Genomic DNA, 17,564 nt, shown 5'->3' on the forward strand with positions numbered 1-17,564 from the left:
AATTTTAATGAAAGTATTAGTCCCAATAAAACGCGTAATTGACTACAACGTCAAAGTACGTGTTAAAGCCGATAATTCTGATGTTGATTTAACTAACACAAAAATGGCTATTAACCCGTTTTGTGAAATCGCTGTTGAAGAAGCTGTACGTTTAAAAGAAGCTGGCACAGTAACAGAAATCATTGTTGTATCTGTTGGCGATAAAACATGTCAGGAGCAGTTACGAACTGCACTAGCATTAGGTGCTGACCGTGCTATTCAAATTGAAACTGACGAATCGTTAGATGCTCTGAACATAGCAAAATTATTACAAAAAGTAGTTGAAGAAGAACAACCTCAATTAGTTATTTTAGGTAAGCAGTCAATAGACAGCGATAACAACCAAACAGGTCAAATGCTAGCCGCCCTTACTGGGATGTCTCAAGGTACATTTGCCTCTGAAGTGGTAGTTGATGGCGATAAAGTAAACGTAACTCGTGAAGTTGACGGTGGTTTACAAACATTAGCATTAACTCTTCCTGCTGTTGTGACAACAGACTTACGTTTAAATGAACCTCGTTATGCATCATTACCAAATATAATGAAAGCCAAACGTAAACCTTTAGATGTAAAACCAGCGGCTGATTTTGGTATCAACTTAACGGCTCGTACATCGTTGTTAAAAGTAACACCACCTGCTGAGCGTCAAGCTGGCATTATGGTTGGATCAATTGATGAATTAATAGAAAAATTGAAGACTGAAGCGAAGGTGATCTCATGAGCATTTTAGTTTACGCAGAACATGATAATACTGAGTTAAAAGCGGATACGCTTAAAACGGTAACGGCAGCATTAAAAATTGGTAGTGATGTGCATCTGCTAGTTGCTGGCGCTAATTGCCAATCAGTTGTAGAGCAAGCTGCAAAAGTAACTGGTGTTACAAAAGTATTGGTTGCTGATAACGCAGCTTATGAACACCAACTTGCTGAAAACGTAAGTGCGCTTGTATTAGAGCTTGCAGCTGATTACGACACTATTATGGCAACAGCATTAACAACGGGTAAAAACTTTGTGCCTCGCGTTGCTGCTTTGTTAGATGTTGCACAAATCTCTGACATTATTGATGTTGAAAGTGCCGATACGTTTGTACGTCCAATCTATGCGGGTAATGCCATCGCTACGGTAAAAAGTTTAGATGTTAAAAAAGTACTTACTGTACGTGCAACGGCATTTGATGCAGCTGACACAGACGGAAGCGCTGAAGTAGTAACGCTTTCAAATGTAACTGACGCTGGGATTTCTAGCCATGTTAAAGATGAGTTAACGGTTTCTGCTCGTCCTGATTTAGGCGCAGCGAGTATTGTGATCTCTGGTGGTCGTGGTATGCAAAATGGCGAGAACTTTAAATTGTTAGACGGTATTGCTGACAAGTTAGGCGCGGCTATTGGTGCATCACGTGCAGCGGTTGATGCTGGTTTCGTACCAAACGATATGCAAGTCGGTCAAACAGGTAAAATTGTTGCTCCTGACTTATATATTGCGGTTGGTATCTCAGGTGCAATTCAGCATTTAGCTGGTATGAAAGACTCAAAAGTCATTGTTGCTATTAATAAAGACCCTGAAGCACCAATTTTTCAGGTTGCGGATTATGGTTTGGAAGCAGACTTGTTTGATGCGCTACCTGAGCTTGAAGCTAAATTATAAATTAACTATTTCAGTTAAAGATAGTTAACCGAAAAAAAGACCATTGTTTAATGGTCTTTTTTTATGTCTATATTTTATATATTGTTTTTAACGATAGCTCTATACTACGCAGATACATGAAGCAGATACTTAACTAGCCAGTTAATACGCGTTTTAATACAGGGAATGCAATGAAATTTATTAAGCCAGTTGGGATCGTATTCGGCACAGTTCTGAGTCTTATTATTTTGCTGTGGGCGAACTCTTCTCTTCAACCTGTTTCCTGGTACCCAGATGAAAGCGCAGGCTTAGTGGGCGATTTTGACAAAAATAATAAATTAGATAGCAGTTCATTGATCCTACAAAATTTAGGTAAAGGACCAGAAGATATTGTCTTATCAAACAATGGACGTTTATATACAGGGTTTGAAGACGGCCGAATTATCAGCTTTAAGCTGGAAAATAATACACAGTCAGATGTTCAACTATTAACGAATACCGGTGGACGACCTTTAGGTTTAAAGTTTAATAAAGCAGGCGATTTAATTGTTGCCGATGCCGAAAAAGGGTTGTTGTCAGTGTCAAAAAATGGTGATGTGTCAGTACTCACTGACTCTATTAATGGCATTAAGATGAAGTTTGTGGACCACCTTGATATTGCTGATGATGGCACTATTTGGTTTTCTGATGCATCACAACGGTTTGGTCATAAACAAGTTGTTTATGACTTTGTTGAGGTTAGCGCCACAGGGCGTTTGTTAAGTTATTCTCCTGTTACCAAAAAGACTCAAGTTCATATCTCTAATTTGTTTTTTGGAAATGGTGTTGCTCTTGGGCCAAATGATGATTTTGTATTAATTAACGAAACCGGAAAAGCACAAATACACCGTTTATGGCTAAAGGGCGATAAACAAGGCACCACAGATATCTTCATTAAAAACTTACCTGCCATGCCGGATAACCTTACCTTTAATGGTAAAGATACCTTTTGGATACCGCTGATTAACCTAAGAGACCCTTTAATAGATGGATTAGCTCAATATCCATTTATTAGAAAGTTAGCGGGTGGCCTACCGATAGCTTGGTTAAAACCAGCTCAGCCATATGGTTTTGTCATTGGTGTTGGTTTAGATGGAAAAGTGAAATCTAATCTACAAGGTGGCAATAAATTATTCGCTATTACGAGCGTGATTGAATATCAGGATAGTTTAATACTTGGCAGCTTAGAAATGAACAATGCCGCGGTTTATAAAATTAACAATTAGTCGTTGGATTACCAAGCAGCACTGCTGTGAATAAAACTTAGGTTGACTAAAAACGCACGTCCCCATAAAGTGGTTGATGAGTTGAGTGGTTGTTTAACCTATGTTCGCTCAAACAAAGGCAGAAAAACCAAATCTAGCAAAGACAAGTTCAATCAAACAGATCACAAGACAAAAAAATAACAATAAAAGGTCAAAATTATGAAGCGTAAAATAAGCCAGGTAGTCGTGTTATTCACGTTGGGTATGTTTATATCAGGTCAAGTGTATTCACAAAACATAGATACCGTAGCGACTGTGTTAGCTAAAAAGGGCGATGTAAATATCATTAGTGCTACCGGGACAGTTGCCGCTAAAAGAAAATCGCTATTAATAGAAAAAGATATTGTAGTTACAGGTCTGGACGCTAGAACATCACTTAAGTTTAATGATGGCACTATTACAACGCTTGGTAGCGATAGTGAAATGTTGATCAAACAATATAAGTGGAGTGCAGATGACAAAGCGCCAGCGGCAGAATTTGAATTAGTTAAAGGCGTATTTCGTACCGTAACTGGGCTGATCACTAAAGTAAAAACACCTAGCTATACAGTAAAAACACTAATGGGCAGTATAGGTATTCGCGGTACTGATTTTTGGGGCGGATATTTAGATAAAGACGCTATCGATGTTTTGTTTGTTGAAGGTGAACATGAGATTGTGATCACTAATGAGTTTGGTACAACGGTACTGACAAAGCCAGGTCAAGGTACAACCATTAAAGCGGGTAAAGCGCCAACCGCTGCCAAGTTTTGGCCACAAAAGAAAGTAGACCGAGCGGTTAATTCAACTCGCTTTTAAAGTCGTTCTTAATAGCCGGTAAAATATGGCATTAAAAAAGCGAAGTATGAATGAGGTTCATACTTCGCTTTTTTGTTTAAGGGGTTTTAATTCCCAATTCTATTACCAGATGAGTTAAGCAGAGAAATCGACTTTTTTAAGTGACTCAGTATTGGCTAAATACTTCTGTTTTAACTGTTCGATGTTTTGCTCAGCCACATTTATGTTCTTAGTCGCTAAAAATTCATCATTATAAAGTTTCGATATGGAGCGTTCACCAAGGTCACAGGCTATCGTCACAATAGTGTGCTTTTGTCCACTGTGCTTCTCATTACTGCCTAAAGGACCAAACTTCAATGCGCTAAAGAAAGCCGCTGTTACGTTCAATGCACTAGAGCTGCCTAAAACTAACGCGTCATGTTTTCTAACGTAATTCGCGACAGTGACAATATCTTTGTCTGGTAAATTAACCGCATAATCAATTTTTGCTTGTTTGAAGTTTTCAACCAAACGCATAATGCCAATGCCTTCAGTGAATGAACCACCTTCCGTTGCGATATGTTTACCTTGTGCAAGGTAATTTAAAATACCTGAGCCGTCTGGGTCGACAGCCACAGTTTTAATCTCTGGGTTTTGTGATTTTAAGTAATCGGAAATACCACCTAAGGTGCCACCAGTGCCAGCGACTGAAACAAAGACATCAATTTCTTTATCCGTTTGTTGATAAATCTCAGGGCCTGTTTGTTCAAAATGAGCTTTAGCGTTACTGAGGTTCTCAAATTGATTTGCCCACCAATACTTAGGATTGTTCTCAGCCATTGTTCTGGCGGTATGATAAAAGTGCGCTGGATTTGAAAATGGTACGGCATCAACAAGATGTAATTTAGCGCCGTGCAGCTCAATCATTTGTTCTTTTTCTTTGGTCTGTCCTTTTGGCATTACTACCTCAAGATCATAACCTAACGATTTAGCAACGATAGCCAGTCCAATACCGGTATTCCCTGCAGTACCTTCGACTATAGACATTCCTGGTTTAAGTTCACCACTTGCTATTGCATCAGTTACCATTTGCAAAGCCGCTCTGTCTTTCACTGAGCCGCCTGGGTTCAAAAACTCACATTTAACATAGATATCACAGCCTGTTAGTTGGCTTAAGCTAGCTACTTTAACTAATGGCGTATCGCCGATTAGTTCAGCTAAGTTATTTGCAGTTTTGTTCATTGTGGCAATACCTTTCGTTTATTGTGTTTTAATTCAGATCATAAGGGCGTTAGTTATGTGGCTTATGGAAATTGACCTTAATTCACTAATCACGCTTTGGATGCAAAGTGTAAGTTAAAATTTACTTTTGTTGAAATAAAAACAAGGACATTCAACTATATTTTGCAAATAGACAGCTATTAACTTGAATCTACTGAGATAGCAAGTATAATGCCCCGCAATAACGCTAGGTAAAGCTCTTTGTTGTATTCAATAAATACTACGAAGTTAAGTGACCTAGCTCGAGTCCTTGGAATTAGACTATAAACAATTAGCCAAGTAATTTACGGACGCGGGATGGAGCAGTCTGGTAGCTCGTCGGGCTCATAACCCGAAGGTCGTTGGTTCAAATCCAGCTCCCGCAACCAATTAGTTTGAATTGGTTATTTTAATTAGGAAGTTATGAGCTTAATTAATGCGTAAATTATAAAGGTAGATACACGCCTCGTAACGTCGGGGCGTTTTGGTTTTTTAAGCCTGCTACTTTAACAGTTTGTATTGTGGGTTCAATATAAGTTGAGCTCATGGAACTGGGGCTTTAGGCCCTTTTTTTGTACTTATTTTTAGCAATAGGAGTGGTAATTTGACCAATCTAGAACTGCGTTTAACTGAAATGTTGAGCCCTGCAGTAGATGCTTTAGGTTTTGACTTATTAGGCATTGAATATTTACGCGCGGGTAGTCATTCTACTTTACGTTTATTTATCGACCATGAAGATGGAATTACTGTAGACAACTGCGCAGACGTTAGTCGTCAGGCTAGTGCGATCTTGGATGTAGAAGATCCTATTGCAAATGAGTACAGCTTAGAAGTTTCATCTCCGGGTGTAGACCGCCCACTGTTCACCCTTGCGCATTTTGCAGCAGTGGTATCAGAAGAGGTGAGTGTTAAATTAAACGTACCACAAGATGGACGTAGAAATTTCAAAGGCACATTGGTTTCGATTGACGAAGACATGATAAATGTTGAAGTTGATAACCAGGTGTTCTCTTTATTAATAGATAATGTCTCGAAAGCAAATTTAATTGCTAAATTTGGCTGATCATACTTAAAGGAGCGAGATAATGGCAAAAGAACTATTACTAGTGGCAGAAGCGGTATCGAATGAAAAAGCCGTTCCACGTGAAAAAATATTTGAAGCGCTAGAGTTTGCTCTAGCAGCGGCAACAAAAAAGAAAAGTGCAATTGATATCGAAGTAAGAGTTAAAATTGACCAAGAAACTGGTGAATATGACACTTTCCGTCGTTGGTTAGTTGTACCTGATGATCATCAAATGGAAAACCCTGTAGCTGAAATGAGTATTTCTGCAGCTCAGTATGATGAACCAGAACTTCAACTAGGCGACTACGTTGAAGAACAAATTGATTCAATTAAATTTGACCGTATTACTACACAAATGGCTAAACAAGTTATTGTGCAAAAAGTACGTGAAGCGGAACGTGGCCAGATTGCTGACGCTTACCGTGGACAAATTGGTGAACTAATCACAGGTATCGTTAAAAAAGTTAATCGTGACAATGTTACGTTAGACCTTGGTAACAATGCTGAAGCGGTTTTATATCGTGAAGATATGATCCAACGTGAAACGTTCCGTCCAGGCGACAGAGTTCGTGCATATTTATATGCTGTTAGACCAGAAGTTCGTGGTCCTCAATTGTTTGTGAGCCGTACTAAATCAGAAATGCTGATTGAATTATTCCGCATTGAAGTGCCAGAGATTGGCGAAGAAATGTTAGATATCGTTGCTGCCGCTCGTGATCCAGGCTCTCGTGCCAAAATCGCAGTAAAATCAAACGACCGTCGTATTGACCCAGTTGGTGCGTGTGTTGGTATGCGTGGTGCTCGAGTTCAAGCTGTTTCTGGTGAACTTAATGGCGAACGTGTCGATATCGTATTGTTTGATGGTAACGATGCACAGTTTGTTATCAATGCTATGGCTCCTGCGGAAGTTGCATCAATTATTGTTGATGAAGACCGCAAATCAATGGACATAGCAGTTGCTGCCGATAACTTGGCAATGGCAATTGGCCGTAGTGGTCAAAATGTACGTTTAGCAAGTCAGTTAACTGGCTGGGACTTAAACGTGATGACTGAAGCTGATATGGCTGAAAAACATCAAGCAGAAAACAGCAAAACAATTGAAGTGTTCATGAAAGGCCTAGAGCTTGATGAAGACTTTGCCACTATGTTAGTGGACGAAGGATTCTCTTCATTAGAAGAAATTGCTTATGTACCAGTAGCTGAACTATTAGAAATTGATGGTTTAGACGAAGACATAATTGAAGAATTACGAACTCGTGCAAAAGCAGTGTTAACGACTCAAGCGTTAGCAAATGAAGAATCATTAGAAAAATCAGAACCTACTGAAGAGCTATTAAATCTAGAAGGCGTTGACCGTCATTTAGCGTTTGTATTAGCTAGCAGGGGTGTAACAAATTTAGAAGAATTAGCTGAGCAAGGCACTGACGATTTAGCAGATATTGAAGAACTAGGCGAGAAGAAAGCCGGTGAATTAATTATGGCAGCTCGTAATATTGTTTGGTTTAGTGACGAAGCTTAAAGCTCAATGTGGAGGTAGTAAAGAATATGACAGAAGTGAGTTTAGATAAACTAGCACAAGATGTAGGTACTCCAATCGAGAAATTGGTTTCTCAGTTCGCAGACGCAGGTATTACTAAAAATATCGGTGACATGGTTAATGAAAGCGAAAAGAAACAGCTTTTGGAACATCTGAGCAAAGCCCATGGCGGCGAGAGCTCTGAACCAAAGAAAATGACCTTGCAACGTAAAACAAAATCGACGTTAAGTGTTAACAGTGGTTCAGGTAAATCAAAAGACGTTCAAGTTGAAGTTCGTAAGAAACGTACATTTGTTAAACGCAGTGATGCTGAAATAGCAGAAATGGCGGCAGCAGAAGAAAAAGCGAAACTTGAAGCAGAAGCTGAAGCTAAAAAAGCAGCAGAAGAACGTGCTAAACGTGAAGCTGAAGCGAAAGCTAAAAAAGAAGAAGCAGCAGCAGCTAAGAAAGCGGTTGATGCTAAGCGTAAAGCGGATAATGCAACTAAAGCTTCACCTAAAAAGGCGAAAAAGCCTGGTGAAACAGACGAAGAGCAAAAACTTCGTTTAGCGGTAGAACAAGAAGCGCTTAAGAAAGCTGAAGAAGAAGCTGAACGTCTAGGCGAAGAAGCGAAAGCGATGGCATTAGCCAACGAAAAAGCTTGGGCTGAAGAAGAAGAGAAACGTAAATACAAATTAGAGCATGAAAATGAAGATGACCTTCATGTTCACTCTTCTGTTTACGCTCAGTTAGCTGAAGATGACCAAGATAAACGCGAAGAGAAAAATCGTCGTAAAGGTAAGAAATCCGGTAAAGCTACCGCTGATGAACTTGCTCAATTAACGGGTCGTCGTCGTAAGAATAAACCACAAAACCAACATGCATTCCAAAAACCAACTGCTCCAGTAGAGCAAGTAGTTAGCATAGGTGAAACTATATCTGTATCTGAATTGGCATCTCGTATGTCTATCAAAGGTACTGAAGTAGTAAGAACTATGATGAAAATGGGTGAAATGGTTACGATTAATCAAGTTCTAGACCAAGAAACTGCTGTTTTAGTTGTTGAAGAATTAGGTCATAAATTTATATTAACTAAATCAAATGAACTTGAAGTAAAAGTATTAGCAGAGCGTGACTCAGGTCAAGGCGATGCAGTTCCACGTGCTCCAGTTGTTACTGTAATGGGTCATGTTGACCATGGTAAAACATCGCTTCTAGATTATATCCGTAAAGCAAATATTGCTGACGGCGAAGCAGGTGGTATTACTCAGCACATAGGTGCTTACCATGTAGAAACTGAAAACGGTATGATCACTTTCCTAGATACTCCTGGTCACGCGGCGTTTACGTCAATGCGTGCTCGTGGTGCTAAATCTACGGATATCGTTGTTCTTGCTGTTGCTGCAGATGATGGCGTTATGCCACAAACTAAAGAAGCGGTACAACATGCTAAAGCAGCAGGTGTACCTCTAATAGTTGCAGTTAACAAAATGGATAAAGAGGGTGCTGATCCGGATCGTGTTAAAAACGAATTAGCTCAACTAGACGTTATCCCTGAAGATTGGGGCGGCGAAACTCAGTTTGTTCATGTATCAGCTAAAACTGGCGAAGGCATTCCAGAATTATTGGAAGCAATTAACCTAACAGCAGAAGTACTAGAATTAACAGCGGTAGATCACGGTGCAGCACATGGTGTTGTAATCGAATCTCGTCTAGATAAAGGTCGTGGTCCAGTAGCGACTGTCCTTGTTCAAGAAGGTGAGTTGAAGAAAGGCGATATCGTATTATGTGGCTTTGAATATGGCCGTGTAAAAGCAATGAAAGATGAAAATGGTAAAGAAATATTATCAGCTGGACCTTCAATTCCAGTAGAAATCTTAGGTCTTTCTGGTGTTCCTGCGGCAGGTGATGAAGCGACAGTTGTACGTGATGAACGTAAAGCGCGTGAAGTTGCTAACTCTCGCCAAGGTAAATTCCGTGAAGTTAAACTTGCTCGTCAACAAAAAGCGAAACTTGAAAACATGTTTGCTAACATGGAAGACGGTGACGTTTCTGAACTTAACATCGTTCTTAAAACAGATGTACAAGGTTCATTAGAAGCTATTACTGATGCGCTAGTTGGTCTTTCGACTGACGAAGTTAAAGTTATTATTGTTGGTAGCGGTGTTGGTGGATTAACAGAAACTGACGCTTCATTAGCTCAAGCATCAAATGCAATTGTTGTTGGTTTTAACGTTCGTGCCGATGCATCAGCACGTCGTTTAATAGAACAAGAAGATATTGACTTACGTTACTACAGTGTAATCTATTCGGTTATCGATGAAGTTAAACAAGCAATGTCTGGTCTATTAGCTCCAGAATTTAGACAAGAAATTATTGGTCTTGCTGAAGTTCGTGATGTATTCAAATCGCCTAAGATTGGTGCAATTGCTGGTTGTATGGTTACCGAAGGTACCATTAAACGTAGCGCTCCAATCCGTGTATTACGTGATAACGTTGTTATCTACGAAGGTGAACTTGAGTCGTTACGTCGCTTTAAAGACGATGTTCAAGACGTTAGAAACGGTATGGAATGTGGTATCGGCGTTAAGAACTATAATGACGTTAAAGTTGGTGACCAAATTGAAGTATTTGAAGTAGTAGAAGTTAAACGTACTATTTCTTAAACAGCAATTAGCTAGTGAAAAAGGGGAGCGATTGCTCCCTTTTTTAGCTTTATAACTCGTGTTTGACTAAGCCAGCAAAACGAATGCCGTTGGCCTTAGTGAAACCACAAATTGATTAGGAGAGAAAAGTGCAAACAAACTTTTCTAGAACAGATAGAGTTGCTCAACAAGTACAGCAAGAAATTGCTATGTTGTTACAACGTGACTTTAAAGATCCTCGTGTTGGTTGGGTTACCGTTTCTTCAGTAGAAGTAACCCGAGATCTTGCTTACGTAACTGTGTTTGTAACATTGTTAGGTCAAGAAGAAGACGAAGATAAAATTAAACAAACTATTGAGATTTTAAACAACGCTCAAGGTTTCTTCCGTTCAGCAATTGGCAAACGTATGCGTTTAAGAATTGTTCCTGAGATTAAGTTTAGTTACGACGACAGCTTAGTAACAGGTATTACAATGGCTCGTAAAGTTGATGAAGCAATTGCTAAAGATAACAACTTACGTGCAGAAAGCGGCGAAAACCCTGCTGATATAGATACAGATAGCGCGGAAAAAGAGTAAAGATGGCACGACGTAAAAAAGGCCGGGCTATTTCCGGTATCGTTTTGGTTGATAAGTCGCAAGGCTCTTCTTCAAACCATATATTACAAAGAGTTCGAGCTATTTACGGTGCTGAAAAAGCTGGGCATACAGGGGCATTAGACCCTTTGGCAACGGGTATGTTGCCAGTATGTTTAGGTGAGGCAACTAAGTTTAGTCAGTATTTATTAAATTCTGATAAAACCTATGTGGTAACGGCTAAGTTTGGCCAGCGTACTGACACCAGTGATGCAGATGGTGAGGTTGTTGAAACTCATGATGTAAACATCACAGAGCAACAAATTCTTGAGTTTAAGAAAACCTTAACCGGTCCAATTAAACAAATCCCAACCATGTTTTCTGCTTTAAAACATAATGGCCAGCCGTTATACAAATTAGCAAGACAAGGCATCACAGTTGAACGTGAAGCTCGTCCAATTACCGTTTACAGCTTTGAGTTGTTGCGCTTTGAAGGCGATGAAGCTGACTTTGAAATACATTGTTCAAAAGGGACTTATATAAGAACCTTAGTGGATGATTTAGGCCAAATGTTAGGTTGTGGCGCTCATGTTCAAGCATTACGCCGCACTAAAGTCGCAGATTACCCAATTGAGAAAATGTTAACGGTTGATCAAATTCAACAGCTTAAAGACGACAACTTTATTGACGGTGACGAAAGTAATGGTGTTGACTGTACGGCGCTTGATAGCCATTTATTACCAATGGATACCGCATTGGAAGGGCTAACTCGAATAGAAGTAACCGCAGATGAAGTTAAAACCTTACGTCATGGTCAATTTCCAGCTAGGCAAATGCCAGATGAAGAAGATTTAAAAGCCTATCAAATAGAAACCGGTGAGTTTATCGGCGTTGTTTCTATTAGAGGCGGAGAGATCAGGACTAAGCGATTGGTGGTAACCGAAAACTTTATTTAAATAAAGTTAGGTTTAAGAAAAAGGTCATTTATATTTTCCATATATATGACTTGCAAAATAGCGTTAAACGCGTAGTATGCGCGTTCCTCTTTTGTATAGAGGGTTCCTTTGTTGGCTGAGTTAGTGATCGGCTGGCATAACAATTAATTATTTTCTGGAGAGACTTATGTCACTAAGCGTTGAAGAAAAAGCAGCAATCCTAGCTGAACACAGCACTGGCGAAAACGATACTGGTTCTACACAAGTTCAAGTTGCGTTATTAACAGCTGATATCAACAAATTACAAGGCCACTTTAAAGAGCATAAAAAAGACAACCATTCACGTCGTGGTCTTTTACGTAAAGTTAGCCAACGTCGTAAATTGTTAGATTACTTCAAAGGTAAAAACCTTGAAGCTTATAAAGATTTGATCCAAAAATTAGGTCTACGTCGTTAATCGATGTTTTCATAATTAGAAAGAAGGAGCATTTATGCTCCTTTTTTTATGCCTAAAATTTAGTGAATATGAACGAACTCCTTCGCTTTCAGATTAAATAGTAAAATAACCATAAAAATTCCTCATTCGCTTTTGATAAAAACTAGCAAATCATCAAATCCCACGTATAATATGCCTCGAATTTAAAACGATAAAAACAAGATTCAGCAGGTTTAGTTATATTTCAGATGAAATATATTTGTCATTAAGACAGCCTATGATAAAGCTGGATCCAAATGAAAATTAAAGGAAAAATACGTGACTCCAATTATAAAGAAATTTCAGTATGGTCAACACGAGGTCACTCTTGAAACGGGCGTAATCGCACGTCAAGCAAGTGCTGCTGTTATGGCAAGCATTGGCGACACAACTGTATTTGTTGCAGTTGTTGGTAAAAAACAAGCTAGTCCTGGGCAAGATTTCTTCCCACTTACAATCAATTATCAAGAAAAAGCTTATGCTGGCGGTAAGATCCCTGGTGGATTCTTCAAACGTGAAGGTCGTCCTGCAGAAGAAGAAACGTTAATTGCACGTCTTATTGACCGTCCATTACGTCCTTTATTCCCAGATGCATTCAAAAATGAAGTACAAGTTGTTTGTACAGTAATGTCAGTAAACCCTGAAATTGCTCCAGATATCGTTGCGCTAATCGGTGCATCAGCAGCTATCTCAATCTCTGGGATTCCATTTAACGGTCCAATCGGTGCCGCTCGTGTTGGTTTCTTAGATGGTCAATACATCTTGAATCCTTCACAAACAGAATTAAAAGCAAGTGACTTAGACTTAGTTGTTGCTGGTACTGAAAACGCAGTATTAATGGTTGAATCAGAAGCTGCAGTGTTATCTGAAGAAACTATGCTTGGTGCCGTTATGTACGGACACGAGCAAATGCAAGCTGTTGTTACAGCGATTACAGAATTTGCTGCTGAAGTTGCTACTCCTGCATGGGAATGGTCTGCGCCAGTAGAAAACACTGAACTTAAAAACAAAGTTAAAGCGCTTGCTGAAGACGGTATCGCTGCAGCTTACTCAATTGCTGACAAAATGGAGCGTTATGCTGCAGTTGGTGTTGTTAAAGCTGAAACAATTGCTAAATTAACAGAAGAAGCTGGTGATGAAGCATTTGATCCAAAAGAAGCATCTGAATTAGTTCATGACTTAGAAAAAGACGTTGTACGTTCACGCATCTTAGCGGGTGAAAAACGTATCGATGGTCGCGAACCAGACATGATCCGTGCTCTTGACGTTAAGACTGGTATTTTACCACGTACTCACGGTTCTTCTTTGTTCACTCGTGGTGAAACTCAAGCAATCGTTACTTGTACGTTAGGTACTGAACGTGATTCTCAAATCATTGATTCATTGTTAGGTGAAAGACGTGACCCGTTCATGCTTCATTATAACTTCCCTCCGTACTGTGTTGGTGAAACTGGATTTATCGGTTCTCCTAAACGTCGTGAGATTGGTCACGGTCGTCTAGCGAAACGTGGTGTATTAGCGGTAATGCCTTCACAAGCTGAATTCCCGTATACAGTTCGTCTAGTATCGGAAATTACTGAATCTAACGGTTCATCTTCAATGGCTTCTGTTTGTGGTTCATCTCTAGCATTAATGGATGCTGGTGTTCCAATTAAAGCTTCTGTTGCTGGTATCGCGATGGGTCTAGTTAAAGATGATAAGAGCTTTGTTGTTCTTTCTGACATCTTAGGTGATGAAGATCACTTAGGCGATATGGACTTTAAAGTTGCGGGTACTACTGAAGGTATCACTGCTTTACAAATGGATATCAAAATTGAAGGTATTACTAAAGAGATCATGGACAAAGCCTTAGTTCAAGCTAAAGCGGCTCGTTTACATATCTTAACAGTAATGGATGAAGCAATTGGCGGACACCGTGAAGAGATGTCTGAATTTGCACCACGTATCTACACAGTTAAAATTCCTCAGAAGAAAATTGCTGACGTTATCGGTAAAGGTGGCGCAACAATCCGTGCTCTTACTGAAGAAACGGGTACAACAATTGAAATCGATGATGACGGTACTGTTAAAATTGCAGCGACAGACGGCGCAAGCGCACAAGCTTGTATCGAACGTGTTAAGCAATTAACTACTGACTTAGAAGTTGGTCGTGTTTACCAAGGTAAAGTTGCTCGTATCGTAGATTTTGGTGCGTTTGTTAACGTTCTTCCTGGTAAAGATGGTTTAGTTCATATTTCACAAATCTCTAACGAGCGTGTTGAAAATGTAACTGACGTATTATCTGAAGGCCAAGAAGTTGCTGTTAAAGTACTAGAAATTGACCGTCAAGGTCGTGTACGTTTAAGCATGAAAGAAGCAACTGAAGAAAACGCTCCAGCTGCTGAATAAACCTAACGGTTAGTTCTTAGTTCTCAATAACGAACTTAGAATTAGGAAATAAAAAGAGAGCCTAGGCTCTCTTTTTTTGTGCCTAAAATTTAGGTTGTACTGAATAGATATAAGTGTATTTAACTAAAGCAGGGTTTTTACGTATTGAAAAATAAAACAGTGATGCGTAACTTACACCTAACATTATAATTCGTAAGAGAATTTTATACTTTTTTGATTTTGTTGTAATACGTTAGGGGTTTTTACAACTCGGCTCCTAACGTAAATTTAATTGAGTTGCTTTTAACCTTAATTGGAAAAATAAAAAGGATTTATTGATGAAAAATGTTTTTTTCTTTGACTCTATGCTAACACCTAAAATTATTACAGTTGTTTATTGGATACTGTTAATTAGTGTTGTTGTTTCTAGTGTGACAATGATGTTCGCAGGCTACAATGGTGGACTATTTAAGGGATTAGGGGTATTAGTTGGTGGCGCTATCGGTGTCAGAATTTGGTGTGAGCTATTAATTGTATTATTTAAAATCAATGGTAATTTACAAAAAATAGCTGATAAAGCAGATACAAGTGTAAAAGCTGACTCCGCAGAATAAGTGTTAACTATGCAATAGTTATTACATAGTGAAAAATACAAAAAAAGTGAAATTAGCATGCGCTAATTTCACTTTTTATTTTATAAGGTTAAATTAAAAACTAGGCTGTTACATTTGAGATTGTAAGTAGTTTTCAAGGCCAATTGTTTTAATTAAGCGTAATTGTTGCTCTAGCCAGAAGGCGTGGTCGACTTCAGTGTCGTCAATTAAAACTTGTAACATGTTCTTAGTTACATAGTCGTTGTGCTTCTCACACAATGCCATGGTGTCTTTTAGACCCTGGTCAACGGCATATTCTACGCGTAAGTCACTTGCAAGCATTTCTGGTACAGTTTTGCCTATCTGTAAACCATCACGAGTCACCATATCTGGTGTGCCTTCTAAAAATAGAATGCGTTCAATTAGCTTAGATGCATGGCCTTTTTCATCGTCAAATTCATGATCGATACGGACAAATAACTTATTAAAACCCCAATCTTCGTACATGCGAGAATGAATGAAGTATTGATCCATCGCGGCTAATTCGTAAGCGAGTAAGCCGTTAAGGGCATTAATTATGTCTTGATTACCTTTCATTTTAATCTCCAATAATTAAGGTTAAAGTTGAGCTTGTAAGTATTTATCAATACCCATGCTTTGTATTTGATAGTCTTGGGTTTCTAACCAATCTAAATGTTCTTCTTCGTGCTCTAAGATTTCAGTGAGTAATTCACGAGTCACGTAATCTTTTTCATTTTCACAAAGGGCAATGGCTGCTTTCATTTGTTCGATTTGAGTGTGTTGTACACCAGTATCACATTTGATCATTTCAACGGTATGCTCACCAATGGATAATGCGCCTAATCTTTGTAGGTTAGGTAATCCTTCAAGGAACAAAATACGTTCAATTAGCTTATCGGCTTGTTTCATATCCATTATGGATTTTTTATAACATTTGTCGTTAAGAGTGTTGAATCCCCAATTTTTATACATGCGTGCATGTAAAAAATATTGGTTGATTGACGTTAGTTCGGTTGTTAACACTTCGTTTAACATAGTCAATATTGTTGAAGTACTTTGCATCATAATGCCTCAGCCATTTAATAATGCGCTAAGTATAATGATTGAATTGAAATACACAAAGAAAAAACAGAAATAAGTAGAAAAAATTCAATTAAAACAATAGTTTAATAATAACAATGATTTGTAGTTAGATTTGAATTGACTCAGAAGGGGATGTTGGTAAGGGGAAAATTAACCAACATCTTTGAATAATGTTTCATCCATAATTGTATTATCAATGACCATTTGAGCAACTTTAGTGCAGCTACCACATTCACTACCTAAGGCAACATGTTGTTTTAATTCACGAATAGACCCAACTCCGTGCTCAAGCACTAGTTGTTGTATATCGGAATCTGTAATGCCTTTACATAGACAAACGAACATATTAATTACCTTCTATTATTGATACGAGTGATAATAATTCTCATTTGGTGTTTATGCAAGTGCTTTTTGTTTATTTTTACTCCGTTTAGCTAATTATTTTTCCTTATCGCTGAATTCGATAATACTAATCGAAAAATCATATAGAAATGCCCTTGGTTTAATCAATTTAATCTATATATAATCTAGAGGTTACAAACTTGTGGATTACACAATTCACACTAAATAAATAATACGGAGAATTTCATGGGCGTTTTAGTTGGCCGTCAGGCACCAGACTTCACTGCAGCAGCTGTTTTAGGTAATGGCGAAATCGTTGATAATTTCAACTTTGCAGAAGCAACAAAAGGTAAAAAAGCAGTAGTATTTTTCTACCCTCTAGATTTCACTTTTGTATGTCCTTCTGAGTTGATCGCATTTGATCACAGATTAGAAGATTTCAAAAAGCGCGGCGTTGAAGTAATTGGTGTTTCTATCGACTCACAATTTAGCCACAATGCATGGCGTAACACAGCTGTAGCTGACGGTGGTATTGGCCAAGTTGGTTACCCACTAGTTGCAGATGTTAAACATGAAATCGTTCAAGCATATGATGCTGAACATCCAGAAGCGGGTGTTGCTTTTCGTGCATCATTCTTAATTGACGAAGAAGGTGTTGTTCGTCATCAAGTTGTTAATGATTTACCTTTAGGTCGTAATATTGATGAAATGTTACGTATGGTAGATGCATTAAACTTCCACACAGAGCACGGTGAAGTTTGTCCTGCTGGTTGGGAAGAAGGCAAGAAAGGTATGGTTGATTCACCTGCTGGTGTAGCAGCGTACTTATCTGAGAATGCTGACCAACTTTAATATTTTTTGCTTTAACGGCATAAATTAAAAGTCATAAAAAAGCCTTTGGAAACAAAGGCTTTTTTGTTTCTGGATAAATAATACTTAGATATATACATCCCCTCACTTAGATATC

General features: G+C 38.7%; 17 protein-coding genes and 1 tRNA gene. 14 read left to right on the forward strand and 4 right to left on the reverse strand.

Annotated elements, in window-relative coordinates:
• Nucleotides 1-7 precede the first annotated feature (7 nt).
• From BTO11_RS08015 to BTO11_RS08030, 4 genes are all read left to right on the forward strand, one after another.
• Nucleotides 8-760: an electron transfer flavoprotein subunit beta/FixA family protein gene (locus tag BTO11_RS08015; RefSeq protein ID WP_105052115.1), complete on the forward strand. Its 753-nt coding sequence runs from the start codon at nt 8-10 to the stop codon at nt 758-760.
• Nucleotides 757-1,683 (forward strand): electron transfer flavoprotein subunit alpha/FixB family protein, encoded by a 927-nt coding sequence (locus BTO11_RS08020; RefSeq protein ID WP_105052116.1) that lies wholly within the window; start codon nt 757-759, stop codon nt 1,681-1,683. Before BTO11_RS08015 ends, BTO11_RS08020 begins: the two co-directional genes overlap by 4 nt.
• Before the next feature lie 170 nt (nt 1,684-1,853).
• Nucleotides 1,854-2,927 carry a strictosidine synthase family protein gene (locus BTO11_RS08025; RefSeq protein WP_105052117.1) on the forward strand — a complete coding sequence of 358 codons (1,074 nt, stop codon included), beginning with the start codon at nt 1,854-1,856 and terminating at the stop codon, nt 2,925-2,927.
• Between the two features lie 198 nt (nt 2,928-3,125).
• Nucleotides 3,126-3,764, forward strand: a complete 639-nt coding sequence (locus tag BTO11_RS08030) for a FecR family protein (protein WP_105052118.1) — start codon at nt 3,126-3,128, stop codon at nt 3,762-3,764.
• 114 nt (nt 3,765-3,878) lie between these two features.
• On the opposite strand, the gene BTO11_RS08035 is transcribed toward BTO11_RS08030, so the two are convergent.
• Nucleotides 3,879-4,964, reverse strand: coding sequence for a cysteine synthase A (locus tag BTO11_RS08035; protein ID WP_105052119.1), 1,086 nt, complete (start codon nt 4,962-4,964; stop codon nt 3,879-3,881).
• Between the two features lie 330 nt (nt 4,965-5,294).
• On the opposite strand from BTO11_RS08035, the gene BTO11_RS08040 reads away from it, so the two are divergent.
• The 9 genes from BTO11_RS08040 to BTO11_RS08080 all read left to right on the forward strand — a co-directional run bounded on the left by BTO11_RS08040 (nt 5,295) and on the right by BTO11_RS08080 (nt 15,172).
• Nucleotides 5,295-5,371 (forward strand) — tRNA-Met (locus BTO11_RS08040).
• A 215-nt stretch (nt 5,372-5,586) separates the two neighbouring features.
• Nucleotides 5,587-6,045, forward strand: coding sequence for a ribosome maturation factor RimP (rimP, locus tag BTO11_RS08045; RefSeq protein WP_105052120.1), 459 nt, complete (start codon nt 5,587-5,589; stop codon nt 6,043-6,045).
• A 22-nt stretch (nt 6,046-6,067) separates the two neighbouring features.
• Nucleotides 6,068-7,564 (forward strand): transcription termination factor NusA, encoded by a 1,497-nt coding sequence (gene nusA, locus BTO11_RS08050; protein ID WP_105052121.1) that lies wholly within the window; start codon nt 6,068-6,070, stop codon nt 7,562-7,564.
• Nucleotides 7,565-7,590: 26 nt separating this feature from the next.
• Entirely contained in the window at nt 7,591-10,227 is a 2,637-nt protein-coding gene (gene infB, locus BTO11_RS08055; protein ID WP_105052122.1) for a translation initiation factor IF-2, read from the forward strand.
• 128 nt (nt 10,228-10,355) lie between these two features.
• Entirely contained in the window at nt 10,356-10,784 is a 429-nt protein-coding gene (rbfA, locus tag BTO11_RS08060) for a 30S ribosome-binding factor RbfA (RefSeq protein WP_105052123.1), read from the forward strand.
• 2 nt (nt 10,785-10,786) lie between these two features.
• The gene (gene truB / locus BTO11_RS08065; RefSeq protein ID WP_105052124.1) at nt 10,787-11,737 is read left to right on the forward strand and encodes a tRNA pseudouridine(55) synthase TruB; all 951 of its coding nucleotides are present in this window, start codon (nt 10,787-10,789) and stop codon (nt 11,735-11,737) included.
• 166 nt (nt 11,738-11,903) lie between these two features.
• A complete protein-coding gene (rpsO, locus tag BTO11_RS08070) occupies nt 11,904-12,173 on the forward strand; it encodes a 30S ribosomal protein S15 (protein ID WP_105052125.1) in 270 nt (89 codons plus the stop codon).
• Between the two features lie 297 nt (nt 12,174-12,470).
• Nucleotides 12,471-14,579 carry a polyribonucleotide nucleotidyltransferase gene (gene pnp, locus BTO11_RS08075; RefSeq protein ID WP_105052126.1) on the forward strand — a complete coding sequence of 703 codons (2,109 nt, stop codon included), beginning with the start codon at nt 12,471-12,473 and terminating at the stop codon, nt 14,577-14,579.
• Between the two features lie 317 nt (nt 14,580-14,896).
• Nucleotides 14,897-15,172 carry a DUF4282 domain-containing protein gene (locus BTO11_RS08080; RefSeq protein ID WP_105052127.1) on the forward strand — a complete coding sequence of 92 codons (276 nt, stop codon included), beginning with the start codon at nt 14,897-14,899 and terminating at the stop codon, nt 15,170-15,172.
• A gap of 108 nt (nt 15,173-15,280) precedes the next feature.
• On the opposite strand, the gene bfr (BTO11_RS08085) is transcribed toward BTO11_RS08080, so the two are convergent.
• From bfr (BTO11_RS08085) to BTO11_RS08095, 3 genes are all read right to left on the reverse strand, one after another.
• Nucleotides 15,281-15,748, reverse strand: coding sequence for a bacterioferritin (gene bfr, locus BTO11_RS08085; protein ID WP_105052128.1), 468 nt, complete (start codon nt 15,746-15,748; stop codon nt 15,281-15,283).
• A 21-nt stretch (nt 15,749-15,769) separates the two neighbouring features.
• The gene (gene bfr / locus BTO11_RS08090) at nt 15,770-16,234 is read right to left on the reverse strand and encodes a bacterioferritin (RefSeq protein WP_105052129.1); all 465 of its coding nucleotides are present in this window, start codon (nt 16,232-16,234) and stop codon (nt 15,770-15,772) included.
• A 171-nt stretch (nt 16,235-16,405) separates the two neighbouring features.
• The gene (locus BTO11_RS08095; protein ID WP_105052130.1) at nt 16,406-16,600 is read right to left on the reverse strand and encodes a (2Fe-2S)-binding protein; all 195 of its coding nucleotides are present in this window, start codon (nt 16,598-16,600) and stop codon (nt 16,406-16,408) included.
• Between the two features lie 243 nt (nt 16,601-16,843).
• Between BTO11_RS08095 and BTO11_RS08100 the strand changes: the two genes are divergently transcribed.
• Nucleotides 16,844-17,449, forward strand: a complete 606-nt coding sequence (locus BTO11_RS08100) for a peroxiredoxin (RefSeq protein ID WP_105052131.1) — start codon at nt 16,844-16,846, stop codon at nt 17,447-17,449.
• Nucleotides 17,450-17,564: the final 115 nt, after the last annotated feature.

The organism is Psychrosphaera saromensis, from assembly GCF_002954545.1.
GTDB lineage: Bacteria > Pseudomonadota > Gammaproteobacteria > Enterobacterales > Alteromonadaceae > Psychrosphaera > Psychrosphaera saromensis.